This window comes from Polaromonas sp. CG_9.5, assembly GCF_035984465.1.
Classification (GTDB): domain Bacteria; phylum Pseudomonadota; class Gammaproteobacteria; order Burkholderiales; family Burkholderiaceae_C; genus Polaromonas.
Genome location: NZ_JAXCHR010000003.1, coordinates 53,333 through 75,901 on the forward strand (window position 1 = coordinate 53,333; position 22,569 = coordinate 75,901).

Annotated in this window: 21 protein-coding genes and 1 other RNA gene; 8 read left to right on the forward strand and 14 right to left on the reverse strand. The window is 55.3% G+C overall.

Annotated elements, in window-relative coordinates; all coding sequences use genetic code 11:
* The first annotated feature begins 34 nt into the window (after window positions 1–34).
* Window positions 35–772 carry an acetoacetyl-CoA reductase gene (gene phbB, locus RCH06_RS03145; RefSeq protein ID WP_327079973.1) on the forward strand — a complete coding sequence of 246 codons (738 nt, stop codon included), beginning with the start codon at window positions 35–37 and terminating at the stop codon, window positions 770–772.
* A 76-nt stretch (window positions 773–848) separates the two neighbouring features.
* On the opposite strand, the gene RCH06_RS03150 is transcribed toward phbB, so the two are convergent.
* The 13 genes from RCH06_RS03150 to gyrA form a co-directional block, all read right to left on the reverse strand.
* Entirely contained in the window at window positions 849–1,268 is a 420-nt protein-coding gene (locus RCH06_RS03150; RefSeq protein WP_327079974.1) for a ComEA family DNA-binding protein, read from the reverse strand.
* A gap of 116 nt (window positions 1,269–1,384) precedes the next feature.
* Window positions 1,385–2,398, reverse strand: coding sequence for an ADP-glyceromanno-heptose 6-epimerase (gene rfaD, locus RCH06_RS03155; RefSeq protein ID WP_327079975.1), 1,014 nt, complete (start codon window positions 2,396–2,398; stop codon window positions 1,385–1,387).
* A 33-nt stretch (window positions 2,399–2,431) separates the two neighbouring features.
* The gene (rfaE1, locus tag RCH06_RS03160) at window positions 2,432–3,373 is read right to left on the reverse strand and encodes a D-glycero-beta-D-manno-heptose-7-phosphate kinase (RefSeq protein WP_327079976.1); all 942 of its coding nucleotides are present in this window, start codon (window positions 3,371–3,373) and stop codon (window positions 2,432–2,434) included.
* Window positions 3,374–3,390: 17 nt separating this feature from the next.
* Window positions 3,391–4,536 carry a lipopolysaccharide assembly protein LapB gene (gene lapB / locus RCH06_RS03165; RefSeq protein ID WP_327079977.1) on the reverse strand — a complete coding sequence of 382 codons (1,146 nt, stop codon included), beginning with the start codon at window positions 4,534–4,536 and terminating at the stop codon, window positions 3,391–3,393.
* Window positions 4,526–4,813 (reverse strand): LapA family protein, encoded by a 288-nt coding sequence (locus tag RCH06_RS03170; RefSeq protein WP_327079978.1) that lies wholly within the window; start codon window positions 4,811–4,813, stop codon window positions 4,526–4,528. Before RCH06_RS03170 ends, lapB begins: the two co-directional genes overlap by 11 nt.
* Window positions 4,814–4,870: 57 nt before the next feature.
* Window positions 4,871–5,185, reverse strand: a complete 315-nt coding sequence (locus tag RCH06_RS03175; protein ID WP_327079979.1) for an integration host factor subunit beta — start codon at window positions 5,183–5,185, stop codon at window positions 4,871–4,873.
* Between the two features lie 70 nt (window positions 5,186–5,255).
* On the reverse strand, window positions 5,256–6,944 hold the full coding sequence (rpsA, locus tag RCH06_RS03180) for a 30S ribosomal protein S1 (protein ID WP_327079980.1): 1,689 nt from the start codon (window positions 6,942–6,944) through the stop codon (window positions 5,256–5,258).
* 168 nt (window positions 6,945–7,112) lie between these two features.
* Complete coding sequence (locus RCH06_RS03185; RefSeq protein ID WP_327079981.1) at window positions 7,113–9,116, reverse strand: bifunctional 3-phosphoshikimate 1-carboxyvinyltransferase/cytidylate kinase; 2,004 nt, start codon at window positions 9,114–9,116, stop codon at window positions 7,113–7,115.
* A gap of 10 nt (window positions 9,117–9,126) precedes the next feature.
* Window positions 9,127–10,005, reverse strand: a complete 879-nt coding sequence (locus RCH06_RS03190) for a prephenate dehydrogenase (protein ID WP_327079982.1) — start codon at window positions 10,003–10,005, stop codon at window positions 9,127–9,129.
* 52 nt (window positions 10,006–10,057) lie between these two features.
* Window positions 10,058–11,140: a prephenate dehydratase gene (pheA, locus tag RCH06_RS03195; RefSeq protein WP_327079983.1), complete on the reverse strand. Its 1,083-nt coding sequence runs from the start codon at window positions 11,138–11,140 to the stop codon at window positions 10,058–10,060.
* A 1-nt stretch (window position 11,141) separates the two neighbouring features.
* Window positions 11,142–12,248 carry a 3-phosphoserine/phosphohydroxythreonine transaminase gene (gene serC / locus RCH06_RS03200; RefSeq protein WP_327079984.1) on the reverse strand — a complete coding sequence of 369 codons (1,107 nt, stop codon included), beginning with the start codon at window positions 12,246–12,248 and terminating at the stop codon, window positions 11,142–11,144.
* Window positions 12,245–12,817: a DUF2059 domain-containing protein gene (locus RCH06_RS03205; protein ID WP_327079985.1), complete on the reverse strand. Its 573-nt coding sequence runs from the start codon at window positions 12,815–12,817 to the stop codon at window positions 12,245–12,247. The genes serC and RCH06_RS03205 overlap by 4 nt, the downstream gene beginning before the upstream one ends.
* On the reverse strand, window positions 12,814–15,516 hold the full coding sequence (gyrA, locus tag RCH06_RS03210; protein ID WP_327079986.1) for a DNA gyrase subunit A: 2,703 nt from the start codon (window positions 15,514–15,516) through the stop codon (window positions 12,814–12,816). The genes RCH06_RS03205 and gyrA overlap by 4 nt, the downstream gene beginning before the upstream one ends.
* Before the next feature lie 256 nt (window positions 15,517–15,772).
* On the opposite strand from gyrA, the gene ompA reads away from it, so the two are divergent.
* The 4 genes from ompA to ssrA all read left to right on the forward strand — a co-directional run bounded on the left by ompA (window position 15,773) and on the right by ssrA (window position 18,298).
* A complete protein-coding gene (ompA, locus tag RCH06_RS03215; RefSeq protein ID WP_327079987.1) occupies window positions 15,773–16,411 on the forward strand; it encodes an outer membrane protein OmpA in 639 nt (212 codons plus the stop codon).
* Window positions 16,412–16,479: 68 nt separating this feature from the next.
* A complete protein-coding gene (gene ubiG, locus RCH06_RS03220; RefSeq protein ID WP_327079988.1) occupies window positions 16,480–17,187 on the forward strand; it encodes a bifunctional 2-polyprenyl-6-hydroxyphenol methylase/3-demethylubiquinol 3-O-methyltransferase UbiG in 708 nt (235 codons plus the stop codon).
* A 46-nt stretch (window positions 17,188–17,233) separates the two neighbouring features.
* The gene (locus RCH06_RS03225; protein WP_327079989.1) at window positions 17,234–17,899 is read left to right on the forward strand and encodes an HAD family hydrolase; all 666 of its coding nucleotides are present in this window, start codon (window positions 17,234–17,236) and stop codon (window positions 17,897–17,899) included.
* 12 nt (window positions 17,900–17,911) lie between these two features.
* Window positions 17,912–18,298, forward strand: a transfer-messenger RNA (tmRNA) gene (ssrA, locus tag RCH06_RS03230).
* 726 nt (window positions 18,299–19,024) lie between these two features.
* On the opposite strand, the gene RCH06_RS03235 is transcribed toward ssrA, so the two are convergent.
* A complete protein-coding gene (locus tag RCH06_RS03235; protein ID WP_327079990.1) occupies window positions 19,025–20,308 on the reverse strand; it encodes a phospholipase D-like domain-containing protein in 1,284 nt (427 codons plus the stop codon).
* Between the two features lie 177 nt (window positions 20,309–20,485).
* On the opposite strand from RCH06_RS03235, the gene RCH06_RS03240 reads away from it, so the two are divergent.
* The 3 genes from RCH06_RS03240 to RCH06_RS03250 all read left to right on the forward strand — a co-directional run bounded on the left by RCH06_RS03240 (window position 20,486) and on the right by RCH06_RS03250 (window position 22,544).
* Complete coding sequence (locus tag RCH06_RS03240) at window positions 20,486–21,220, forward strand: pseudouridine synthase (RefSeq protein WP_327080143.1); 735 nt, start codon at window positions 20,486–20,488, stop codon at window positions 21,218–21,220.
* Window positions 21,221–21,384: 164 nt separating this feature from the next.
* On the forward strand, window positions 21,385–21,645 hold the full coding sequence (locus RCH06_RS03245) for a hypothetical protein (protein ID WP_327079991.1): 261 nt from the start codon (window positions 21,385–21,387) through the stop codon (window positions 21,643–21,645).
* Window positions 21,642–22,544 carry an EI24 domain-containing protein gene (locus RCH06_RS03250; protein WP_327079992.1) on the forward strand — a complete coding sequence of 301 codons (903 nt, stop codon included), beginning with the start codon at window positions 21,642–21,644 and terminating at the stop codon, window positions 22,542–22,544. Before RCH06_RS03245 ends, RCH06_RS03250 begins: the two co-directional genes overlap by 4 nt.
* Window positions 22,545–22,569: the final 25 nt, after the last annotated feature.

A 22,569-nucleotide genomic window follows, 5' to 3' on the forward strand; every position in this document is an offset into this window, starting at 1 on the left:
GCTTTTCAAAGATTAACAATTCAAGGAGTAGACAATGAGCAAAAAAGTAGCATATGTAACGGGTGGCATGGGCGGCATCGGAACCGGCATCTGCCAGCGGCTGGCCAAGGATGGTTTCACGGTTATTGCCGGTTGCGGCCCCACACGTGACTTCACCAAGTGGCTTGACGAGCAAAAAGCGCTGGGCTATTCATTTCACTCTTCGGTCGGCAACGTGGGTGACTGGGATTCCACTGTGGCTGCATTTGACAAGGTCAAGGCAGAGCACGGCCCGGTCAGCGTATTGGTGAACAACGCAGGTATCACGCGCGATGGCCAATTCCGCAAGATGAGCAAGGCCGACTGGGATGCCGTGATCTCGACCAACCTCGACAGTATGTTCAACGTGACCAAGCAGGTCATTGAAGGCATGGTTGAGGCTGGTTTTGGACGCATCATCAACATCTCTTCTGTCAATGGCCAGAAGGGCCAGTTCGGCCAAGTGAACTATTCCACCGCCAAGGCCGGTTTGCATGGCTTTACCATGGCGCTGGCGCAGGAAGTCGCCTCCAAGGGTGTGACGGTGAACACGGTCAGCCCGGGCTACATCGGCACCGACATGGTCAAGGCGATTCGTCCTGAAGTGCTGGAGAAAATTGTCGCTGGCGTGCCTGCCAAACGTTTGGGCAAGCCGGAAGAAATCGCATCCATCATTTCCTGGATTGCTTCTGATGAAGGTGGTTACGCCACCGGCGCCGACTTCTCCTTGAACGGCGGTTTGCACATGGGTTAATCACCCGGATCTGCATTTACTGCAGCCACAAAAAAACCCGCCTGATGCGGGTTTTTTTGTGGGCCAGTCAAGTTTCTTACTTGACTGCGCTGGCCGCAGGCTTGGCTGCAGTGGCTTTTGGCGTTACGGCAGCCTTGGCATCTTTTGCTGTTTCTTTGACGGCATCCTTGGTCGCAACCGCTGCTGACTTGGTTTTTTCAGTCGCAGTCTTGGTTACCGTGGCGCTTGGGCCGCTGTAGCTTGCGCCGCCGACAGTCAAGCCTTCGGCAGAGAACTTGGTGGCGCTTTTTGCGCCCACACCCTTGACGCGGGCGATGAAGTCGTCCCAGCTTTTGAATTCGGATTTTTTGCGCTCAGCAACAATAAGCCGGGTCGTAACAGGCCCAACGCCTTTGATGCCGTCGAGTTCAGCTTCGCTGGCCTTGTTGACATCAACCGCAGCAAATGCTGCAAAGACGGACATGGCAGCGAGAAATGCCAGCAATTTTTTGAACATGAAAGATTCCTCAAGAGTGAGTTGAATGGGGCGTTGCATCCTGAAATAAAGGATGCAGTTCCCCTAACGGCTGGACACGCGCCGGGTTGACCGGTCTGGCGAAATCTTTTAGCCCGTTACCCTTGAGTTTTAGCGTTGCTCAGCCACTGCATGTAGGCACTCACACCCGATTGCACATCCGCAAATTCATGCTTACAACCGGCGGAACGCAATGCGCTCAGGTCGGCCTGGGTGTAGCTTTGGTATTTGCCGACCAATGCATCGGGAAAGCTGATGTAGTCAATCATGCCGCCACGCACCATCTCTTCAAGGCTCAATGGCGCTGCATTCTGGGCATTTCGCAAGGTGTTGACAACAGCAACCGCCACGTCATTGAAGGGCTGGGCACGGCCTGTGCCAAGGTTGAAAATGCCCGACTTTTCAGGGTGGTCTAAAAACCAGAGGTTGACAGCCACCACGTCATCGATGAAAACGAAGTCGCGCATCTGACCACCGGCACCATAGCCGCCATAGTCACCAAACAGCTTGACCTTGCCTTCGGCCTGAAACTGGCTGAACTGATGAAAAGCCACGCTGGCCATGCGGCCCTTGTGCTGCTCGCGGGGGCCATACACATTGAAGTACCGGAATCCGGCGACTTGCGTTGTCGCATTTTCAAACCGGGCGCCAAGCTCACGTCGCAGCTGCTGGTCAAACAGCAGTTTGGAGTAGCCGTAGACGTTCAGCGGCTTCTCGAATTCAGGCGATTCGCTGAAGGTGTCAGAACCCCCATAAGTGGCGGCAGACGAGGCATACAAAAGCCGGGTGTTGTGGGTCTGGCAGGCACGAAACAAATCACACGACAGCGTGTAATTGTTGGCCATCATGTATTTGCCGTCCAGCTCCATGGTGTCGCTGCAGGCGCCCTCATGAAATACGGCTTCGACATGGCCGAATGCGCCATTGGCAAACCGGTCGTAAAAGTCGCCCGCGTCAATATAGTCGGCAATGTTCAGGTCAGCCAGGTTGCGGAATTTGTCGCCTTGGGTAAGGTCATCAACAGCAATGATGTTGTCTATTCCCCGGGCATTGAGCCCCTTGACCAGATTGCTGCCGATAAAGCCGGCAGCGCCGGTGACTACGATTTTCATGGAATTTTCTCGGGGTTGATGCCGTGGCATGTTTCAGGGCGCAGCGAAAAGTTCGCTGTAGCTGACGGTGGCAGTCCCAAACTTGCCCACGACAATGCCTGCGGCGCGGTTGGCAACAAGGACTGCTTCACGCAAACTCATGCCTGCCGCCGCCATGGTGGCGAGGGTAGCAATCACGGTATCGCCTGCGCCGGTAACGTCAAACACCTCTCTGGCTACCGTGGGCACATGCAACTCGCCTTGTGCGTCAAACAGGGTCATGCCTTCTTCGCTGCGCGTTACCAGAATGGCCTGGAGCTTGAGTGCGTCGCGCAGGTTGTGGCTCTTGGTGCAAAGTTCGGCTTCATTGCTCCAGGCGCCAATCACCTGTTCGAGCTCGGCCCGGTTGGGGGTGATGATGCTGGCGTTCTTGTAACGCGTAAAGTCGGAGCCCTTGGGGTCTACCAGCACCACTTTGCCTGCGGCGCGCGCCTGGGCAATCATGGTCACGATGTGCGTCAGGCCTCCCTTGCCGTAATCGGAAAACAGCACCGCATCGTGCTGTGGATACAGTTTTTCAAAGGTAGCAGACTGGGATGCCAGCACTTCGTGATCGGGGATATTTTCAAAATCCAGGCGCAGCAACTGTTGCTGGCGCCCAATCACCCGCAGCTTAACGGTAGTTTTGAGTTGTGGATCGCGGCCAAAATAGGGTGTGATGCCGGTCTTGGCCACCAGTGATTCCAGAATGTGGCTGGCTTCGTCATCTCCCACCACGCTGAGCAGCGAAGCCTGCGAGCCCAGCGTCACGATGTTGTAGGCGACATTGGCGGCCGCGCCAATGCGCTCTTCGGTGCGCGTTACGCGGACCACAGGGACAGGAGCCTCGGGCGATATACGGTCAACCGCGCCGTACCAGTAGCGGTCCAGCATGGCGTCGCCGACCACCAGAACGCGGGCCGAAGCAATTTTTTCAGGAGTCATTGTCAAGGTCATTTTGTGCGGGGCGCGGTTTACAGCTCTTCAATGCGGCGCGCGGGATAACTGTCCCACGCCTGGCAGCCAGGGCAGTGCCAGAAATGCTGCGTGGCCTCAAAGCCGCAAGCGGCGCAGCGGTAGCGCAGCAGCGGTTTGGTGGCTTGGTCCATCGCGCGCTGCACCAAGGCATGATGGTGTTCATCTTCAAGTTTTTCGCCTGCAATCCATTTGCTTGCAGCGACCAGAGAAACCTCGCGTTCCAGATGCCGGACATACCACTGGCGCGCGTTGGCAGGCTCTTTTTCAAGCTTGACGATGGCTTCAATCACATCAATCGAAGGCGTTTGGGCATAGCTCTCCTTCAACAGCGCCAGCGTCGCTTGTTGCTCACCACTGTTTTGCGCAATATTGGCCAGCAATCCAGCGGCCAGCGGCAGCGCTTGGGGGGCGATGGCGGGAAGCTTGAGCAAGGTCTGCAATGCCTCTTGCGCGTGGCCCAGCTGATTCTGCAGTTTGGCCAGATCAATCAGTGGCCGCGCTGACGCAGGCGCCATGGCAGCGGCCTGCATCAAGGTGTCGAGGGCTTTTGCGGTATCGCCTGTGGCGACTGATGCGCTGGCTTGCTCGCACAGGTAATGTGCTTGGCGGGTGTTGAAGCTGCCGTGGCTGGAACTGCCCAGCCGAGCCGCAATTTCGGTGGCATTTGGCCAGTCGCGGGAGCGCTCGTAGATGGACAGCAGCGCAAGCCGGGCTTCCTCTTCGAAGGGTGTGCCTTCCAGCTTGCGAAGTGCGGCCTCAGCACGATCCAGCAAGCCAGCTTTCAGGAAGTCGAGCGCCAGCGCATGCTGGGCGCGTTCGCGTTCGGGTTGAGTCAAATCGCCACGTGACATCAAATGTTCATGCACCCGGACTGCGCGGTCATATTCACCGCGCCGGCGAAACAGGTTGCCCAGCGCAAAATGCAGCTCCGAGGTGTCGGGGTCGTTTTGAACCGCTTCGATGAAGGCGTCAATGGCCTGGTCCTGCTGCTCGTTGAGTAGGAAGTTCAGCCCTTTGAAATAGGCTTTGGGCGCCTGGCGGTTTTCGATTCGCAATTGCCTGATGTCCAGGCGCGAAGCCAGCCAGCCCAGCGTGAAGGCAATCGGGAACCCGAGCAGAACCCAGGTGAAATCAAATTCCATGGTGTAGCGGAACGGGGTTGTTGTCGGCTTGTCCGGAAGGCATGCCTGGAGTAGAAGAAGGCAATGCGGCCCGGCGTTTTTTCCACCAGCGCGGCATCATCACCAGAACGCCGAGTGACAGCCCGCAAGCGAAGGTGACCAGCACCACCAGCACCAAAGGCGCTTGCCACAAGGTGCCAAAAAAGAAATGCACGGCAACCGTTTGCTGGTTATTGAGTGCAAAAGCAAAAAGCGTAAAAAAAATGGCTGCTTTGAGCAGCCACATCAGATATTTCACTGGCAATTCCCGGAGTGGTCTGGCGATTGTAGCCAGCCCATCGGGGAAAACCTGAGGTTACCTGGAAAGCATGACCTTCAGCAATGCACCGGGTTGAGCCTCGACCGCTTCGCGCAATGCCTTTCCCGGTTTGAAATGAGTCACCCTTTTTTCAGGGATGGCCACACTTTCTCCGGAACGGGGATTGCGTCCCATGCGAGGAGGACGCCGATTGGTTGAAAAACTGCCAAACCCCCTGATTTCAATTCGGTTGCCGGCGGCCAGCGTATCGCTCATCGCATCAAGAAGTGTCTTGACGGCATGTTCGGCATCGCGGTGCGTCAACTGGCTGAATCGGGCTGCCAGTTCTTCTACTAAATCGCTGCGGGTCATACAAAATTATCTGGTTGGGAACAGAGCACATGGGCGGCAAGCCGCGTCATGTGGACTGTCCCGCAAGAGATTACTTCGACTCGTTGCTGTCCAGCTTGGCGCGCAGCAGGGCACCCAGGCTGGTCAGGCCAGCGCTCTCGTGCTTCGACTGCTGGCTCAAGGATGCCATGGCTTCTTGCTGGTCAGCGTTGTCCTTGGCCTTGACCGACAGCTGGATATTGCGGGTCTTGCGATCCACGTTCACCACGACTGCAGACACTTCGTCGCCTTCTTTCAGTACGTTACGCGCATCTTCAACGCGGTCACGGCTGATTTCGCTGGCGCGCAGGTAGCCAATGATGTCTTCGCCCAGATCGATTTCAGCACCCTTGGCGTCCACGGTCTTGACCTTGCCGGTCACGATCGCGCCTTTGTCGTTGATCGACACGAAAGTGGTGAACGGGTCGGAATCAAGCTGCTTGATACCCAGGGAGATACGCTCGCGGTCAACGTCAACAGCCAGCACGATGGCTTCGACTTCCTGGCCCTTTTTGTAGTTGCGAACTGCAGCTTCGCCGGGCTCGTTCCACGACAGGTCAGACAGGTGAACCAGACCGTCGATACCGGCAGCCAGACCCACGAACACGCCGAAGTCGGTAATCGACTTGATCGGGCCCTTGACACGGTCGCCACGCTTGGTTTCCACGGCGAACTCTTGCCATGGATTGGCCTTGCATTGCTTCATGCCCAGGCTGATGCGGCGCTTGTCTTCGTCGATCTCAAGGACCATGACTTCGACTTCGTCACCCAGGGCGACGAGCTTGCTTGGTGCCACGTTCTTGTTCGTCCAGTCCATTTCGGACACGTGGACCAGACCTTCGATGCCTGGCTCGAGTTCCACAAACGCGCCGTAGTCGGCAATGTTGGTGATCTTGCCGAACAGACGGGTGCTTTGCGGGTAGCGGCGGTTTACACCCATCCATGGGTCGTCGCCCATTTGCTTCAGACCCAGCGAGACACGGTTTTTCTCGGTGTCAAACTTCAGAATCTTGGCCACGATTTCCTGACCCGCCGTCACCACTTCGCTTGGATGACGCACGCGCCGCCATGCCATGTCGGTGATATGCAGCAAGCCGTCAATACCGCCCAGGTCAACAAACGCACCGTATTCGGTGATGTTCTTGACGATGCCCTTGACGGCAGAGCCTTCTTTCAGGGTTTCCATCAGCTTGGCGCGCTCTTCGCCCATGCTGGCTTCGACCACGGCGCGGCGTGACAGCACGACGTTGTTGCGCTTGCGATCGAGCTTGATGACCTTGAATTCCATGGTCTTGTTCTCGTACGGAGACAAGTCCTTGATGGGGCGGGTGTCGATCAGCGAACCTGGCAAGAAAGCACGGATGCCGTTGACCAGAACGGTCAGGCCGCCCTTGACCTTGCCGCTGGTCTGGCCGGTGACGAATTCGCCGGATTCCAGGGCTTTTTCCAGGCTCATCCACGAGGCCAGGCGCTTGGCCTTGTCGCGGGACAGCAGGGTGTCGCCGTAGCCGTTTTCGACGGAGTCGATGGCGACGGAGACAAAGTCACCGACTTGGACTTCAACTTCGCCCTGGTCGTTCTTGAATTCTTCGAGGGGAATGTAAGCCTCGGACTTGAGGCCGGCGTTCACAACCACGTGGTTGTGATCAATGCGCACTACTTCGGCGGTGATGACTTCACCGGAGCGCATTTCAGAGCGTTGCAGCGATTCGTTAAACAGGTCGGCAAAAGATTCAGACATGAATTTCCTAATCCACAAAACAGGATTTCAATAGCGGGATTGCTATTGTTTTTATAGCTGCTTGCGGCGGTTTGGTGAGGATTTAGCGGTTAAACAATGAATAAAACCGCAAGTTTCTTAAGTATTCCTGCTGACCTTGCGCCCCATCAGAGGGCTGCGCGTCGGCGGTCAGAAGGGCCGGGTGCCTTGCCACCAGTCCAGCACCTGAACAAGCGATTGTTCAATCGTGAGTTCGGAGTTGTCCAGCAGCCTAGCATCTTCAGCGGGTTTTAACGGGGCGGTTTTGCGGGACATGTCCCTTGCGTCGCGCGCCTCCAAATCCTGCCGAATGGCGGCGATTGTAGTCGTATTCCCCTTTGAAATCAACTGCTTGTGCCGGCGTTCAGCACGATGCAGTGCGCTGGCTGTGAGGTAAATCTTGAGGGATGCGTCCGGGAACACCACTGTTCCCATATCCCTACCGTCGGCAACCAGCCCGGGCAGCTGTCGAAAACTGCGCTGCAAGTCCAGCAGGGCTGTGCGAACTTGTGGATGCGCCGAGATCCGTGATGCTTGCATCCCAACAACCTCAGTCCGTATGGCTTCGGAAACGTCTTCTTCAGCTTCGGGCGTTGCCAGAAATATCCTGTCACCCTTGAATCGAACCGGCAAGGTACGCGCCATTTGGGCAACGGCTTGCTCATCGTCCAGCGACACGCCTGCACGCGAGGCTGCAAAAGCGCTTAAACGGTAGAGGGCGCCTGAATCAAGGTAGTGGTAACCGAGCTGGTGCGCGGTCAGTGCCGCCAGCGTTCCCTTGCCGGAGGCTGTCGGGCCATCGATGCAAATCACGGGGATCTGGTCAGTTTGCGCTTGTGTCACCGAAAACAAAGCTTCAAAATAATCAGGAAAAGTTTTGGCGACGCATTTCGGATCCAGAATCCTGACCGGCAATTTGGCGGGATTGAATGCTGCCAGCGAAAAGCACATGGCCATGCGATGGTCGTCATACGTGTGAATGGCGGCGGGTTTCCATGCAGCCAATTCGCCGGGTGGCGTGATTTTCAGGTAATCGGCACCTTCTTCTACCGTGGCGCCCAGCTTGCGCAATTCGCAGGTCATGGCGGCGATGCGATCGGTTTCCTTGACGCGCCAACTGGCGATATTGCGCAGCACGGTGGTGCCGTCTGCGTAAAGCGCCATCACGGCCAGCGTCATGGCTGCGTCGGGGATGTGGTTGCAGTCCAGCTCAATTGCCTTGAGCGGCCAGGCGCCGCGTGAGATATGCAGGGAATTTGGTGTGCTGTCGATTTGCGCGCCCATCATTCGGGCCGCTTCAATAAAACGGATGTCTCCCTGGATGGAATCTGCACCCACACCCATGATTTTTATGCCATTTTGGGCGGTTGTGCAATCTGCAAGGGCACCAAGTGCTATGAAATAGCTAGCAGATGAGGCATCGCCTTCGACATGAATTTCACCTGGAGACTGGTACTGGCTACCGGCAGGAATCGTAAAACGCTGCCAGCCCTCACGCTCAATCTGGATGCCGAAACGCTTGAGTAGATTAAGCGTGATCTCGATATAAGGACGAGAAATCAACTCGCCCACCACTTCGATGTGGATGGCGCGGCCAGCCACCAGCGGCAGCGACATCAGCAGGGAAGTCAAAAACTGGCTGGAAACGTCGCCTCGCACGCGAATGGGCGCGTCCAGCTTCAATTGACCGGGCAGCAGGCGCAAAGGCGGGAATCCTTCGTTGCCCAGGTACTCTATAGCGCAACCGAGTTGCCGCAGGGCATCAACCAGATCGCCAATCGGCCTTTCGTGCATACGCGGCACGCCCGACAGCTCAAACTCACCGCCCAGCAAGGCCAGCGCGGCGGTCAGAGGGCGCATGGCGGTTCCGGCATTGCCCATGAACAGCGTTGCCTTGCGTTGGACGAGCTGGCCGCCCAAACCGCCAATCACGGCAGTGTCGCCATTTTGGCGCACGGTGCAGCCCAGCTGCTCCAGCGCTGTCAGCATGACAGCCGTGTCGTCAGAGGCCAGCAGGTCGTGGACGGTGGTTTGTCCGTGGCTCAGGGCAGCCAGCAGCAGAACGCGATTGGAAATACTTTTGGAGCCGGGCAGACGCACCATGCCCGCGGCGCTACTCAGGGGCGGAATATCCAGAAACTCGATGTCGAACATGAAACGTGCTTTATTTGTTGGTTTTAGGCGAGGAAATGCGCCAGCTGGCACGCGTTTCGCTGACTTGGCCAATCAGGGACTGAAGTGCGTCACCGCTGCCGCTTGAAATTAGTTCTTCAAGCGATTGCAGCGACTGCTGGAAAATTTTGGACTGCGCCAGCAGTTCGTCCCGGTTGGCAAGAAGGATATCGCGCCACATTTGCGGATCGCTGGCGGCAATGCGGGTGAAGTCACGAAAGCCCGGTCCTGCCAGCGCCATGTAATCTTTTCCATGCTCTTGAGACTTGATGCCGTTGATCATGGCAAAAGCAATCAGGTGCGGCAGGTGGCTGACGGCCGCATACGCTGCGTCGTGCGCTTGCGGCGACATTTGCATCACATGGCAGCCCAATGCCGTCCAGACGTCGATTGCTTTTTTCAGTTGAACGGTAAAGGTGCGTTCAATCGGGGTGATGATGAGTTGCTTGCCGGCGTACAGGCTCTCGTCTGCATTTTCGACGCCAGAAACCTCCTTGCCGGTAATTGGATGGCAAGGCACAAAAGCGCCAACATTTTCACGCAGAACGCGGCGTGCTGCGTCCACTACATCGCGCTTGGTAGAGCCCACATCCATGATGAGCGTATGAGGCCCGACCAGATGACGGATTGCCTTGAGCGTGGCCTCAGTGGCCGATACGGGTATGGCCAGCAAAACGATGTCCGCGCCTGAGACGGCCATTAACGCAGAAGGCGCTTCTACATCAATGACACCCATCTGGCGCGCACGTTCTGTGGTGGAGGGCGATTTGCTGTAGCCAACAACGCGCTTGACCAGACCGGCACGCTTGAGTGCCAGCGCAAAGGAGCTTCCCATCAGGCCGCAGCCGATAAGACCTAATTGTTCAAACATAACGGGAACCGGGGTTTGTTGTTGTCGCTTCATCTGACCGAAGTTGCCCGCATCAATCGCTGATGGGGTAAGTGCCCAGAACCTTGTAGAAGGCGCAAAGCTGTTGCAACTCGGCCAGTGCGGCTGTTACATGGTCTTGTGAGGGATGGCCCTGGAGATCAATATAAAAGTAGTAATCCCATTCGCCCGAGCGGGCTGGACGCGACTCAAAACGGGTCATGGAAACACCATGCGTCTTCAGTGGCACCAGAATGTCATGCACGGCACCTGGACGGTTGGGCACTGAGACCAGCAAGCTGGTGCAATCCTTGCCGGTGGCGGAGGGAGCCGCCAGGGTGTGCGGCAGGCAAATTACTGCAAAACGCGTGCGGTTAAAAGCGTCGTCCTGAATGGCATGCGCAGCCGTATGCAGGGCAAACTGGGTTGCTGCGCGGTCACTGGCGATGCCGGCCCAGGCCGGATTGGTGGAAGCCAGGCGCGCGCCTTCCGCATTGCTGGAGGCGGCGCGGCGTTCGACATGCGGTAAATGGGTTGTCAGCCAGCCATAGCATTGCGCCAAGGCTTGCGGGTGGGCAAAAATGACCTCTATATTTTCCAGGGAGTCCGTCAGTCGCAGCAGGTTGTGGCGCACCATCAAACTGACTTCTCCAACGATGTGCAGCGGAGAGTTCAGCAACAGATCCAGGGAACGCGACACCACACCTTCGGTTGAATTTTCAACCGGCACCACACCAAAGCTCGCACTGCCAGCTGCCGTGGCACGAAATACTTCATCAATGCTGACGCAGGGAACATGCTCAATGCTGGTGCCAAAGTACTGAAGTGCGGCTTGCTCGCTGAAGGTGCCTGCAGGGCCCAGATAGGCCACCCGCACGGGTGATTCAAGCGCCAGGCAAGCCGACATGATTTCCCGCCACACGGCCGCCACATGCTCATTCTTGAGCGGGCCGGTGTTGGCTTGCTGGATTTTTTCAATCACCTGGGCCACCCGATCAGGCCTGAAAAAAGGGGTTCCTTCGCGCTTTTTGACTTCTCCAACTTGTTCGGCGACCAGTGCACGACGGTTTAGGAGCGTTAGCAGTTCTTTGTCGAGTGCGTCAATCTGGACGCGCAAATCAGCGAGGTTTGCAGTCATGTCAGGCGTGTTTTTGTTCAAATTCTTGCAGATAGCTCACCAGCGTTTGCACGCCGGCCAGGGGCATGGCGTTGTAAATGCTGGCACGCATGCCGCCCACAGACTTGTGGCCTTTGAGTTGCAGCAGGCCACGGGCTTTGGCGCCTGCCAGGAAGGCGTCGTTACGGGTTTCGTCACGCAACATGAACGGCACGTTCATGCGCGAACGGCAGTCTTTACTGACATTGTTGAAGAAAAATCCCGAAGCATCAATCGCGTCATAAAGCAGTTTTGCCTTGGCTATGTTGTGTTTTTCAATGGCCGCAATGCCCGTAGAGTCGCCTTCTTTTTGCCGCTTGAGCCACTGGAAGGTGAGCCCCGCTATATAGATGGCGTAGGTCGGCGGCGTGTTGTACATCGAGTCGCTGTCTGCCACCATTTTGTAATTGAAGGCGCTCGGGCAGATGGGCAATGCATGGCCGAGCAAGTCGTCACGTACGACCACCAGCGTCACACCGGCTGGGCCGAGATTCTTTTGTGCGCCGCCAAAAGCCAGACCCACTTTGGACCAGTCAACAGGTCGGGATGCAACATGCGACGAAAAATCAATCACCAGTGGCGCGTCACATCCCAGTGACTTCAAGTCCGGCAATTCGTGCAACTCGACACCGTGGATGGTTTCGTTGGTACAGACATGCACATAGCTTGCTCCCTGCCGTAACTTCCAGCTGGCTGGTGGGGGGAGGGTGGTATGAGCGCTGCTTTCATTGGTAGCGGCAATCTGCACATCGCAGTATTTGCGCGCTTCCTTTTGCGACTTGTCGCTCCAGCTTCCGGTTATCACGAAATCAGCAGAACCACCGCGCGAAATATTCAGCGGAACGATGGCGTTTTCTGCCAGTCCACCGCCTTGCATGAACAGGATTTTGAAGTGCTTTGGAACAGCCATCAGCTCACGGAAATCGGCTTCAGCATGCTCGTAAATTGAAATGAATTCTTTGCCTCGGTGGCTCATTTCCATGACGCTCATGCCGCTGCTGTGCCAGTCCAGCATTTCGGCGGCTGCCTGCTGCAAAACTTCTTCAGGCAAATTGGCCGGACCGGCAGAAAAATTGAAGGGCCGGGTCATTTCTTGATCGGCTTGCTGGCCTTGGGCACTGCAGCAGGGCCACCCACAATTTTCAGTGCCGCATCATCAAACTGCTTGGCCCTTGCAATGACATCGGCGCGTGATGCATCGATCAGCTTTTCAACGAAAGCCTTGCCCATTTCTGGCGAAACCGCTTGGTATTTTTTGATGGCAGGCGACTCGAAAAACGTTGCAATCTGCTGCAATTCCTCAAGCGTAAAACGCTCTGCATAAGCCGGCACCAGTACGGCTGCGCTCACTTTGCTGACTTGGTTGCTAATCAGTTTGTTAGTGTCATCAGCATACTTTTTGAGTTCGGCGTTCAGTGCATCAGACGCCTTTTGCTGGTTTGCCTTGGGAACATTCGCTTCCAGTTTTGGCCCCCAATTGGCGATCAACTCCTGGGTGGTACTGCCTGCGAGTTGGGATATCAGTCGGTCCAGTTCGGGGCCTTGTTGAAGTTTGACGACTTTTGCCGCCATTTCGGTTTTCGGATCGGCCGCTTGCGCATGAAATGCGGTCGCGCAAGCAAGGCCGGCAAGGATTAAAGAGGCAGTAAGATTTTTCATGAATTATTTTCCGGGTTGGCAGGAGCAGAGTCGCTGCTGTCTGGGCTGTCTGGGCTGTCTGGGCTGTTTGGTGTCTCTGATTCGGTATCCGTCGTTGTCTCGCTGTCGCCAAGAGCGGCGTCGTTCTCGACGATTCGCTGCAGGCCACTTAATTGAGAGCCTTCATCCAGACCGATAAGCGTAACGCCTTGTGTGGCGCGTCCCATTTCGCGGATTTCACTGACGCGCGTGCGGACCAGTACACCCTTGTCTGTGATCAGCATGATTTCGTCATCCGCATGAACCAGCGTTGCTGCAACGACTTTGCCATTGCGCTCACTTTGCTGGATGGCAATCATGCCCTTGGTGCCTCGGCCATGACGCGTGTATTCAGTGATGGACGTGCGCTTGCCATAACCCTTTTGAGTAGCCGTTAGGACGCTTTGTTCGCCGTCTCCTGCAACAAGCATCGCAATGACACCTTGTCCTTCTTCAAGATTCATGCCTCGTACACCCCGTGCATTGCGGCCCATCGGACGCACATCATTTTCGTCAAAACGAACGGCCTTTCCGCCATCGCTGAACAGCATGACGTCGTGCTTTCCGTCGGTTAGCGCTGCACCGATCAGGTAATCTCCGTCGTCCAGGGCGACCGCAATAATTCCGGCTTTGCGGGGGTTGTTGAACTCATCCAGCGGCGTTTTTTTGACAGTTCCCATAGAGGTGGCCATGAAGACATATTGATCTGCAGGGAAAGTGCGCTTTTCTCCAGTCAGTGCCAAGACAACAGTAATTTTTTCACCGTCTTGCAATGGAAACATGTTGACAATCGGCCTGCCGCGCGAGCCGCGCGAGCCTGCTGGAACTTCCCACACCTTGAGCCAGTACAGACGCCCACGGTCTGAAAAGCAGAGGATGTAGTCATGCGTATTGGCAATGAACAGTTGGTCGACCCAGTCGTCTTCCTTGGTTGCGGTGGCCTGCTTGCCTCGACCGCCGCGTTTTTGTGCCCGGTATTCTGAAAGGGGCTGGCTCTTGATGTAGCCAGTATGTGAAAGTGTGACCACCATATCGGTGGGCGTGATAAGGTCTTCGGTACTTAGGTCAAATGAGCTGTGCTCAATATGGCTGCGTCGCGTGCCGAGCTTGGTTTGACCAAATTCAAGCTTGATAGCCGCCAGTTCTTCGCCAATGATGGTAGATACCCGCTCTGGCTTGGCCAAAATGTCAAGCAGGTCATCGATCTCTGCCATGACCTCTTTGTATTCTGCAACGATCTTGTCCTGCTCCAGTCCCGTCAGGCGCTGCAGACGCATCTGCAAAATTTCCTGCGTCTGTGTTTCTGATAGACGATAAAGGCCGTCAACACCGATGCCAAAAGACTTCTCGAGACCATCGGGGCGGTAATCGTCAGCGTTAACCACACCACCATCGGTGTGTGCACGTGTAAGCATTTCACGTACAAGGCTGCTGTCCCATGTCTGTGCCATCAATTCTGCTTTCGCAACCGGTGGTGTAGGCGCATTGCGAATGATGGCAATAAATTCATCAATATTGGCCAATGCAACTGCCAGACCTTCTAGCACATGGCCGCGCTCGCGTGCCTTTCGCAGCGTGAACACCGTACGGCGTGTGACCACTTCGCGGCGATGCGAAATGAACACCTGAATCAAGTCCATCAGGTTGCACAGTTTGGGCTGACCATTGATCAGCGCCACCATATTGATGCCAAAAGTGTCTTGTAGCTGCGTTTGCTTGTACAGATTGTTCAGCACTACCTCAGGAACTTCGCCACGTTTGAGGTCGATGACCAAGCGCATTCCGGACTTGTCGCTTTCGTCCTGAATATGACTGATGCCTTCGATTTTCTTTTCGTGTACCAGTTCGGCCATACGCTCCTGAAGCGTCTTTTTGTTGACTTGGTAAGGCAGCTCATCAACGATGATTGACTGACGCTGACCTTTGTCGATGTCTTCAAAATGGCATTTGGCGCGCATCACGACTCTGCCGCGTCCCGTGCGGTAGCCGTCTTTGACACCGCTGATGCCATAAATAATGCCGCCGGTAGGAAAGTCGGGGGCCGGAATGATTTCCATCAGATCGTCAATTGAGGCGTCCGGATTTTTCAACAGGTGCAGGCAGGCATCCACCACTTCGTTGAGGTTGTGCGGCGGTATGTTGGTGGCCATGCCCACGGCGATGCCGCCTGAGCCGTTGACCAGCAAGTTAGGTAACCGCGTTGGCATGACCAGCGGTTCCTGTTCGCTGCCGTCGTAGTTGGGGCCGAAATCAACGGTTTCCTTGTCAAGGTCTGCCAGCAATTCGTGAGCGATCTTGGAGAGCCGGATTTCTGTGTAGCGCATGGCTGCTGCGCTATCGCCATCAACGGAGCCGAAATTGCCTTGGCCGTCCACCAGCAGGTGGCGCAGCGAAAAGTCCTGGGCCATGCGCACGATGGTGTCATATACAGACTGGTCGCCGTGCGGATGGTATTTGCCAATGACATCGCCTACGATACGAGCTGACTTTTTGTAGGGACGGTTCCAGTCGTTGTTCAACTCATGCATGGCGAACAAAACGCGCCTGTGTACCGGCTTAAGTCCGTCACGGGCATCGGGAAGTGCCCGTCCAACGATTACGCTCATTGCATAGTCGAGGTAGCTCCTTCGCATTTCCTCTTCAAGACTGATGGGCAGGGTTTCTTTGGCGAACTGGGTCATGAAAAGCCTGGTTAGAGTATCAAGATGGAGAAGATAAATTCTCTGATTTTAATCCTTGAGTTTAAGGCGGCTGGTTTGTGGCTGTACCGCAACATATTTTGAAGATTCTTCGCTCTGTGTAAGACGAAGCCCCTAGGGTGCTTGAAGCCGATAATGTGTGTGGCACAATCAATGTAACGCCTTGAGTGATGGTCACTTAGGGCGTGTAAATCTTAATAATCGCAGCAAGTCTGCGGCTTTTCTCTAGAGGAGAATCATGAAGAAACTCAACAAAGTGGCAATGTTGTTTGCTTCCGCAGCGCTTGTTACCGCCGCTGGTGCACAAACTATCGACAACTGGAAAAACGGCAACGGCGAACTGGTCTGGAAAAACGGTACCAATGAGCTGTGCTGGCGTGATTCCAACTGGACGCCTGCAACTGCAGCTCCAGGCTGCGATGGCGCACTTGTTCCTGTTGTTGCTCCTGCTCCTGCTCCTGTAGTGGTCGCTCCTCCGGTAGCTGCCCCTATCGTTGTTCCGGTGGCTCCTCCTGCTGCTACCAAAGTAACTTACGCTGCTGATGCTTTCTTTGACTTCGACAAGTCAGTCATCAAGCCTGCAGGTAAAGAGAAGCTGGATGACCTGATCGGTAAAATCAAGGACATCAATCTGGAAGTGATTATTGCTGTCGGTCATACTGACTCGGTTGGCAGCGACTCTTACAACCAGAAACTGTCGGTTCGCCGCTCTGAAGCCGTAAAAGCCTATCTCGTGTCTAAAGGCATTGAGAAGAATCGCGTTTATACCGAAGGTAAAGGCGAGAAACAGCCTGTTGCTGACAACAAAACAGCTGAAGGCCGTGCGAAAAACCGCCGCGTCGAAATCGAAGTGGTTGGTACACGTGCCAACAAGTAATCCAATACGGGTTGCTTGAAAAACCGCGCTGAGGCGCGGTTTTTTTACGTCTCAAGGATAATGACCACATGCTTACAAAAGACAACTTTGACCCTGCCGAATTAGCTAAATTTTCTGACTTGGCCTACCGCTGGTGGGACAAGGAAAGTGAGTTTCGTCCATTACACGAAATTAATCCTCTCAGGCTTGAGTGGATAGATGGATTGGCGCCCTTGAAGGGGTTGCGTGTGCTGGATGTGGGGTGTGGTGGCGGTATTTTGGCTGACTCCATGGCACGCATGGGAGCAGAAGTCCTTGGAATTGATCTGGCAAGCAAGGCTTTGAAGGTGGCCCAGCTTCATGCGCTTGAGGCGCAGACTGAAGGTGTGACGTACCGTGAGATTAGTGCTGAGGCCCTTGCTGCCGAGCAACCTGGAAGCTTTGATGTTGTGACTTGCATGGAAATGCTTGAGCATGTGCCGGATCCGTCTTCTATAGTCCAAGCTTGCGCGTCATTGGTCAAACCACGTGGGCACGTATTTTTTTCCACGATCAACCGCAATACCAAATCATTTTTGTTTGCCATCGTCGGAGCAGAATATATGCTCAATATGTTGCCACGTGGTACGCATGAATATGCCAAGTTAATTAAGCCGAGTGAGCTTGCGTGCTACTGCCGCAACACTGGCCTGGATTTTGTGCAAAGCAAAGGGATGCAATATAACCCGCTTACCCGCCATTACTGGCTCAACGCAGACACTCATGTGAATTACCTGCTAGCGACACGGAAAGCCTGAATGCCCTACTTCCTTGATAAACTCAATGTTCCGGATTGCACCTTGTATGTTCAAAGATACTGACGCTGTACTGTTCGATCTGGATGGCACCCTGATTGACAGTGCTCCTGACTTGGGAGCGGCCGCTGACAAAATGCGCACTGACCGTGGTCTCGAATCGCTTCCCGCATCCGAGTACCGTCCTATGGCAGGGGCGGGTGCCAGAGGGATGATTGCCGTGGCTTTTGGCTTGACAGTTGAAGATATCGGATTCGAGGCGTTGAAAGAGGAGTTTTTTTCCAATTACGAAGTGCGTCTGGTGGATCAAACCTACGTGTTTGAAGGAGTGGCAGAACTGATATCGCGTATCTGCCAAGGCGGACTCAAGTGGGGCATCGTCACGAATAAATCTGCTCGCTTTACCACTCCGCTGACCCGGGCCATTCCGCTCTTCAAGACAGCCCAGACCATTATCAGCGGCGACACCATGCCCCATGCCAAGCCCCACCCAGCACCCTTGCTCGAAGCGGCGCGACAGCTTCAAGTCCCCCCTAATCGCTGCATATATGTGGGTGATGATGAGCGCGATATCGTTGCCGGTCGTGCAGCTGGCATGGTTACAGTAGCAGCGGCTTATGGCTATCTGGGTCAAGTTGCTAATACGGCAGTCTGGAAAGCTGACTTTACGATTAGCCAGCCTGCCGAGCTCTTGAAATTGTTAAAAATGGCTTAAACTACATGGCTTGGGGCTGCATTGGTTTCGACGTGGGTTCGGACGCGGTGTGGTGCATGTCGAGCTTAGTGCGCTCGTAAAACTGACTAAAACAAACTAACTGCAAACGACGAACGTTTCGCACTCGCAGCTTAATTGCCTGTGAGCTTTACAACAGCAGGCCGATGGGCTGGGCAAGGGGTTTTTAACGCAAGTTAAAGATTCCAGGCTGTAAAGATAATTTTATCGGCTGGCTCCAGGCTGGGTACCTTAACCCGGAGCAAGACAATAGGGTGCTGGCGTCTTGTATAGCGTGCGACTGCGCGATACAGGTGGCGAGACTTAAATCAGACCGCTAAACATGTAGATCTGCCCGAAGAAGGCTTGCGGACGGGGGTTCAAATCCCCCCAGCTCCACCACCATAGAAGATAAAGGCCGCTAGGGACATACTCCTGGCGGCCTTTTTCATTGTTAAATCAATAGTTTGCATTGCAGGGAATGCCAAAGAATGGCTTTGCCAGGCAAGCCAACTCGTGAAGTCAGTTATGGGATAGGCAATCCGAGGGCAAAGCAAGTTGACCGTCGAGTCAGGTTTCATGAGAAAGCTGACGCCGAGGAAGCGTCGCCTGTAAACCCTTAAGATTGGTTTTTACTCCTGGAGAAATTATGAAAAGAGCTTTGGTCATCATTGCCACTTTGGGCTGGGCAATCTCAGCTCATGCTACTTGTTACACCGTATACAGCAGCGCAGGAAAAGTAATTCACCAGTCCAGTGATGCGCCTGTGGACACGCGGCTGCAATATCACATGACCGTACCACAGCGCTTTGGTGCGGGTGCGACTTTGGTCTACGTCGGCAATGGCGAAAATTGTGCCTCATTGGGTTCACAGGTCGATGTGTCCCGATCGGGTTTCGTTCGAGGTGGAAGGTCGAGTGGTCAGAGCCAAAATAGACCAAAGGCTGACAGAGGGTAAGCACCTGAATGGACGTGAGCAGCCCTCAGCTAAAAGCCACGGTGTCTCGCACCTGGTGTATGCAGGAGGAGGCTTGATTTCATGCGCCAACCATGCAGAAAAGCGCTGTTCCAGGATGGCGGCGCCATGAATCAATAAATGCATAGCAAGTGGTGGAGATGGCTAGAAAATCAAAGCTGCGAGCCCAGCAGCAAGGCCAGCTTTTCCAGAAGCTTTTCTTTCAGGGGTCGGTTCATCCATTCGTCGTAAGTCACTTGCCTGGATTTTTTTAGATCGTCTTCAAAAATGAGGGTTTGCCGCTGCGCAAACGCCGCGTCATACACATTGAGATTAGCCTCGTCGTTCAGACGGAATGAGCGATTGTCAAAATTGGTTGAACCGACAGACACCAGCAAGTTGTCAACAATCATGACCTTGCAGTGATACATGCTGGGTTGGTATTCGTAAATTTCGGCGCCTGCCTTGAGCAGCGGCCCCCAGCTTCCCCGGGACGCCGCGCGCACGGTATCCGTATCGATAATTTCACCGGGCATGATGATGCGGATCTTGACGCCACGCTTGAGTGCGTCGGTCAATGCCTTGGTCGTGAGCTCATCTGGAACAAAGTAGGCACTCGACAAATCAACTGAATGCGCCGCCGCCGTAATGGACAGCTGGTACATCAACTGCATGCTTTCGCTGCCGCCTGACGGGGAACTGGAGAAAACCTGGGCGTTGGTGTCGCCCATGACTTGTATTGCAGGAAAGTACGCCTCGCCGTGCATGACCTGGCCTGTGACCTTCAGCCAGTTCTCCATGAACACGGCCTGCATCTGGGCGACGACAGGGCCTTCGACGCGGAAATGGGAGTCTCGCCAATGCTCGGCATCCTGGCCATTGCCTGTCCATTTGGGCGCAATGCCGACACCCCCGGTGAAGCCGGTCTTTCCATCAACCACCAGCAGCTTGCGGTGCGTGCGGTTGTTCAGACGGCCCAGGTTGTACCAGTTGGGTTTGTGGAATTTGCGGATTTCCACGCTGCTGGCACGCATTTCATCGAGAAAAGAATCGTCGATCTTGGCGCTGCCCACCCAGTCGAGCAGTACATGCACCTTCACCCCGGCCTTGGCGCGTTCGCTCAGGGCATCGGCAAATTCGCGGCCAATATCGCCTGACCAATAGATGTACGTTTCAAAGGTAATGGAGTGCTGGGCGCTGCGGATGGCCTGCAGCATATCCGGGAAAATCTGGTCACCATTGAGCAGTTCTTGCACCCGGTTTCCACCCACCAGCGCGGGCCCCAACAGCGAGCCGATAGCGCGGCGAAATTGAGCGTCTTCTGTCGCGTAAAGCCGGGGCAATTCACGACTGACGTCTTTTTCGCCGCTGCTGAAGTTGGCGAAAATCAATACGCCGATCAGCGTGAGAAAAAAGGTCGCAACAATGGCAAGGACAAAGCGTTTCTTTTTAATCATTTTGTTGCAGTGAAGTGGTCGGGTTGAAGGTGAAATGGAGAAGCAGGTGTAAGTATTTTTTTCAGGCTCACGCATTATTGGGCATGCAGCTTGTTGCACCGAACGCAGGCATGCCTTGTCCAAGTAGTCCATCATCCTGAATGGACGGGCGACAATACAGACATGGCAAAAACACATATGCAATTGCAGGAAATTCTTTTCTCCCAAGGTTTTGGCACACGGCGCGTCTGCGCGGGGCTGGTTCAACAAGGTTTTGTGACGGTAGCGGGCGACCCCTGTACGGATGAAGCTATGGAATTTATAGCGCAAGACCTGTGCTTCACGGTGCAGGGCGTAGCGTGGCAATACCATGAAAAAGCGTATCTGATGCTGCACAAGCCTGCGGGTTACGAGTGCTCGCAAAAGCCGAGCACCTACCCCAGCATTTACACGCTGCTGCCGGCACCGATTCGCCAGCGTGGCGGCGGCGCGGCGGCCGGCGTGCAAGCGGTCGGGCGGCTGGACCAGGACACCACCGGGCTGCTGCTGCTGTCGGACGATGGCAAATTCATTCACCGCATGAGTTCACCCAAACACCATGTGCCCAAGGTCTACGACGTTACGGCCAAGCACCCCGTGGACAGCGAGCAGATCAGCAAACTGCTGGCCGGCGTGGTGCTGGACGATGACCCCAAACCGGTGCGGGCTGCGGCCTGCGAGCAGACCAGCGAGTTGCAGCTGAGCCTGACCCTTACCGAAGGAAAATACCATCAGGTCAAACGCATGATTGCGGCTGTAGGCAACCGGGTCGAAGGCCTGCACCGCTCGCGTATCGGCTCGCTCGGGCTGCCCGCTGACCTCCAACCCGGCGAGTGGCGCTGGCTGACGGCGCAAGACCTGCTCAGTATTTCAGGCGCATCTGTGAAGAAATAAACCGGTGTTTTGCCAATTTTATGAAGAAAAGTGGCTTGTGCGCTTATTGGACGGGCGTATATAGCTATAAAAATAATAGCTATTCTGGCGTCATGATGATGAAGATCAACCTTGCGTGGCATGACGCTTGTTCATGCGTATCAAGGCGTTGGAGACTTTGTCTAATGGTCGGTCGCTACACTGGAAAATTGATTTTGAAAGTACTTTTTGTGAATGCTGATTACCGTTTTTGGCGTGCTGATGGTGCGCGCTTTCAGACCTCAGCAGTGGCTGGGGCTGAAATGTCTGGCCGGGCGCGCATGAGTTGCTGCGGCGTGAATGAGGCCATCCGGGCCGTCGGCGCGAAACCACGCAAGCAAGCCTCCCCGCAATCCATCGCCATGTCGTCAGCCATACATGCGGTGGCTATATTGACCTGCTCATGAGTCAGCTTTTCGATTCCTTCTGGCGCGCAGTCATGTACTGCCTGCGTCCACGCGTCATGCTGCTTTCCGTGCTGCCCGTGATCCTCATGGGGGCCTTGTCGCTGGGCCTGGGGTATTTTTACTGGGAAAGCGCGCTGCTGGTGGTGCGCAGCCACCTGGACAGCTATGCGCTGATCAATGCGATGGTGCGTTGGCTGGAGGGCGTGGGCCTGAGCGGCCTGAACGCGGTGTTGGCGCCTGTACTGATGCTGTTTTTGACCATTCCCGTGATCGTCATCAGCACGCTGCTATTGGTGGCAATATTCATGACGCCCAGCATGGTGACGCTGGTGGCCAACCGGCGCTTTCCGCTATTGCAGCGTAAAAAAGGCGGCTCCTTTTTGGCCGGCGTTTTCCGCTCGCTGGCGGCGACCCTGCTGGCCGCTTTTCTGCTGCTGATCACGATTCCCTTGTGGCTGGTGCCGCCGCTGATATTGATTTTGCCGCCGTTGATCTGGGGCTGGCTGACCTACCGGGTCATGTCCTACGACGCGCTTGCAGAGCATGCCAGCGCTGACGAAAGAGAGCAGATACTTCGTGAAAACCGGCTGCCGCTGCTGGGCATCGGCGTGCTCAGTGGCTACTTGGGCGCAGCGCCCAGCCTGCTGTGGGCGTCGGGCGCTATTTTTGTGGCGATGGCACCCGTTTTGGTGCCCTTGGCGATCTGGATATATACCCTGGTGTTTGCTTTTTCGTCGCTCTGGTTTGCGCACTACTGCCTGAGCGCGCTGGAGCAGCTTCGCAAGACAAATAACCCTCTGGCGCAAGATGCTACTGATTTGATAGTGAATCAGCCGCTGACAGACGCCTTGCCCAAGCCGGTGCCCGGCTACGGCGCAGCGGGCAGGCCGCTTGATTGATCAACTTAACTTCTGGACTCACTGG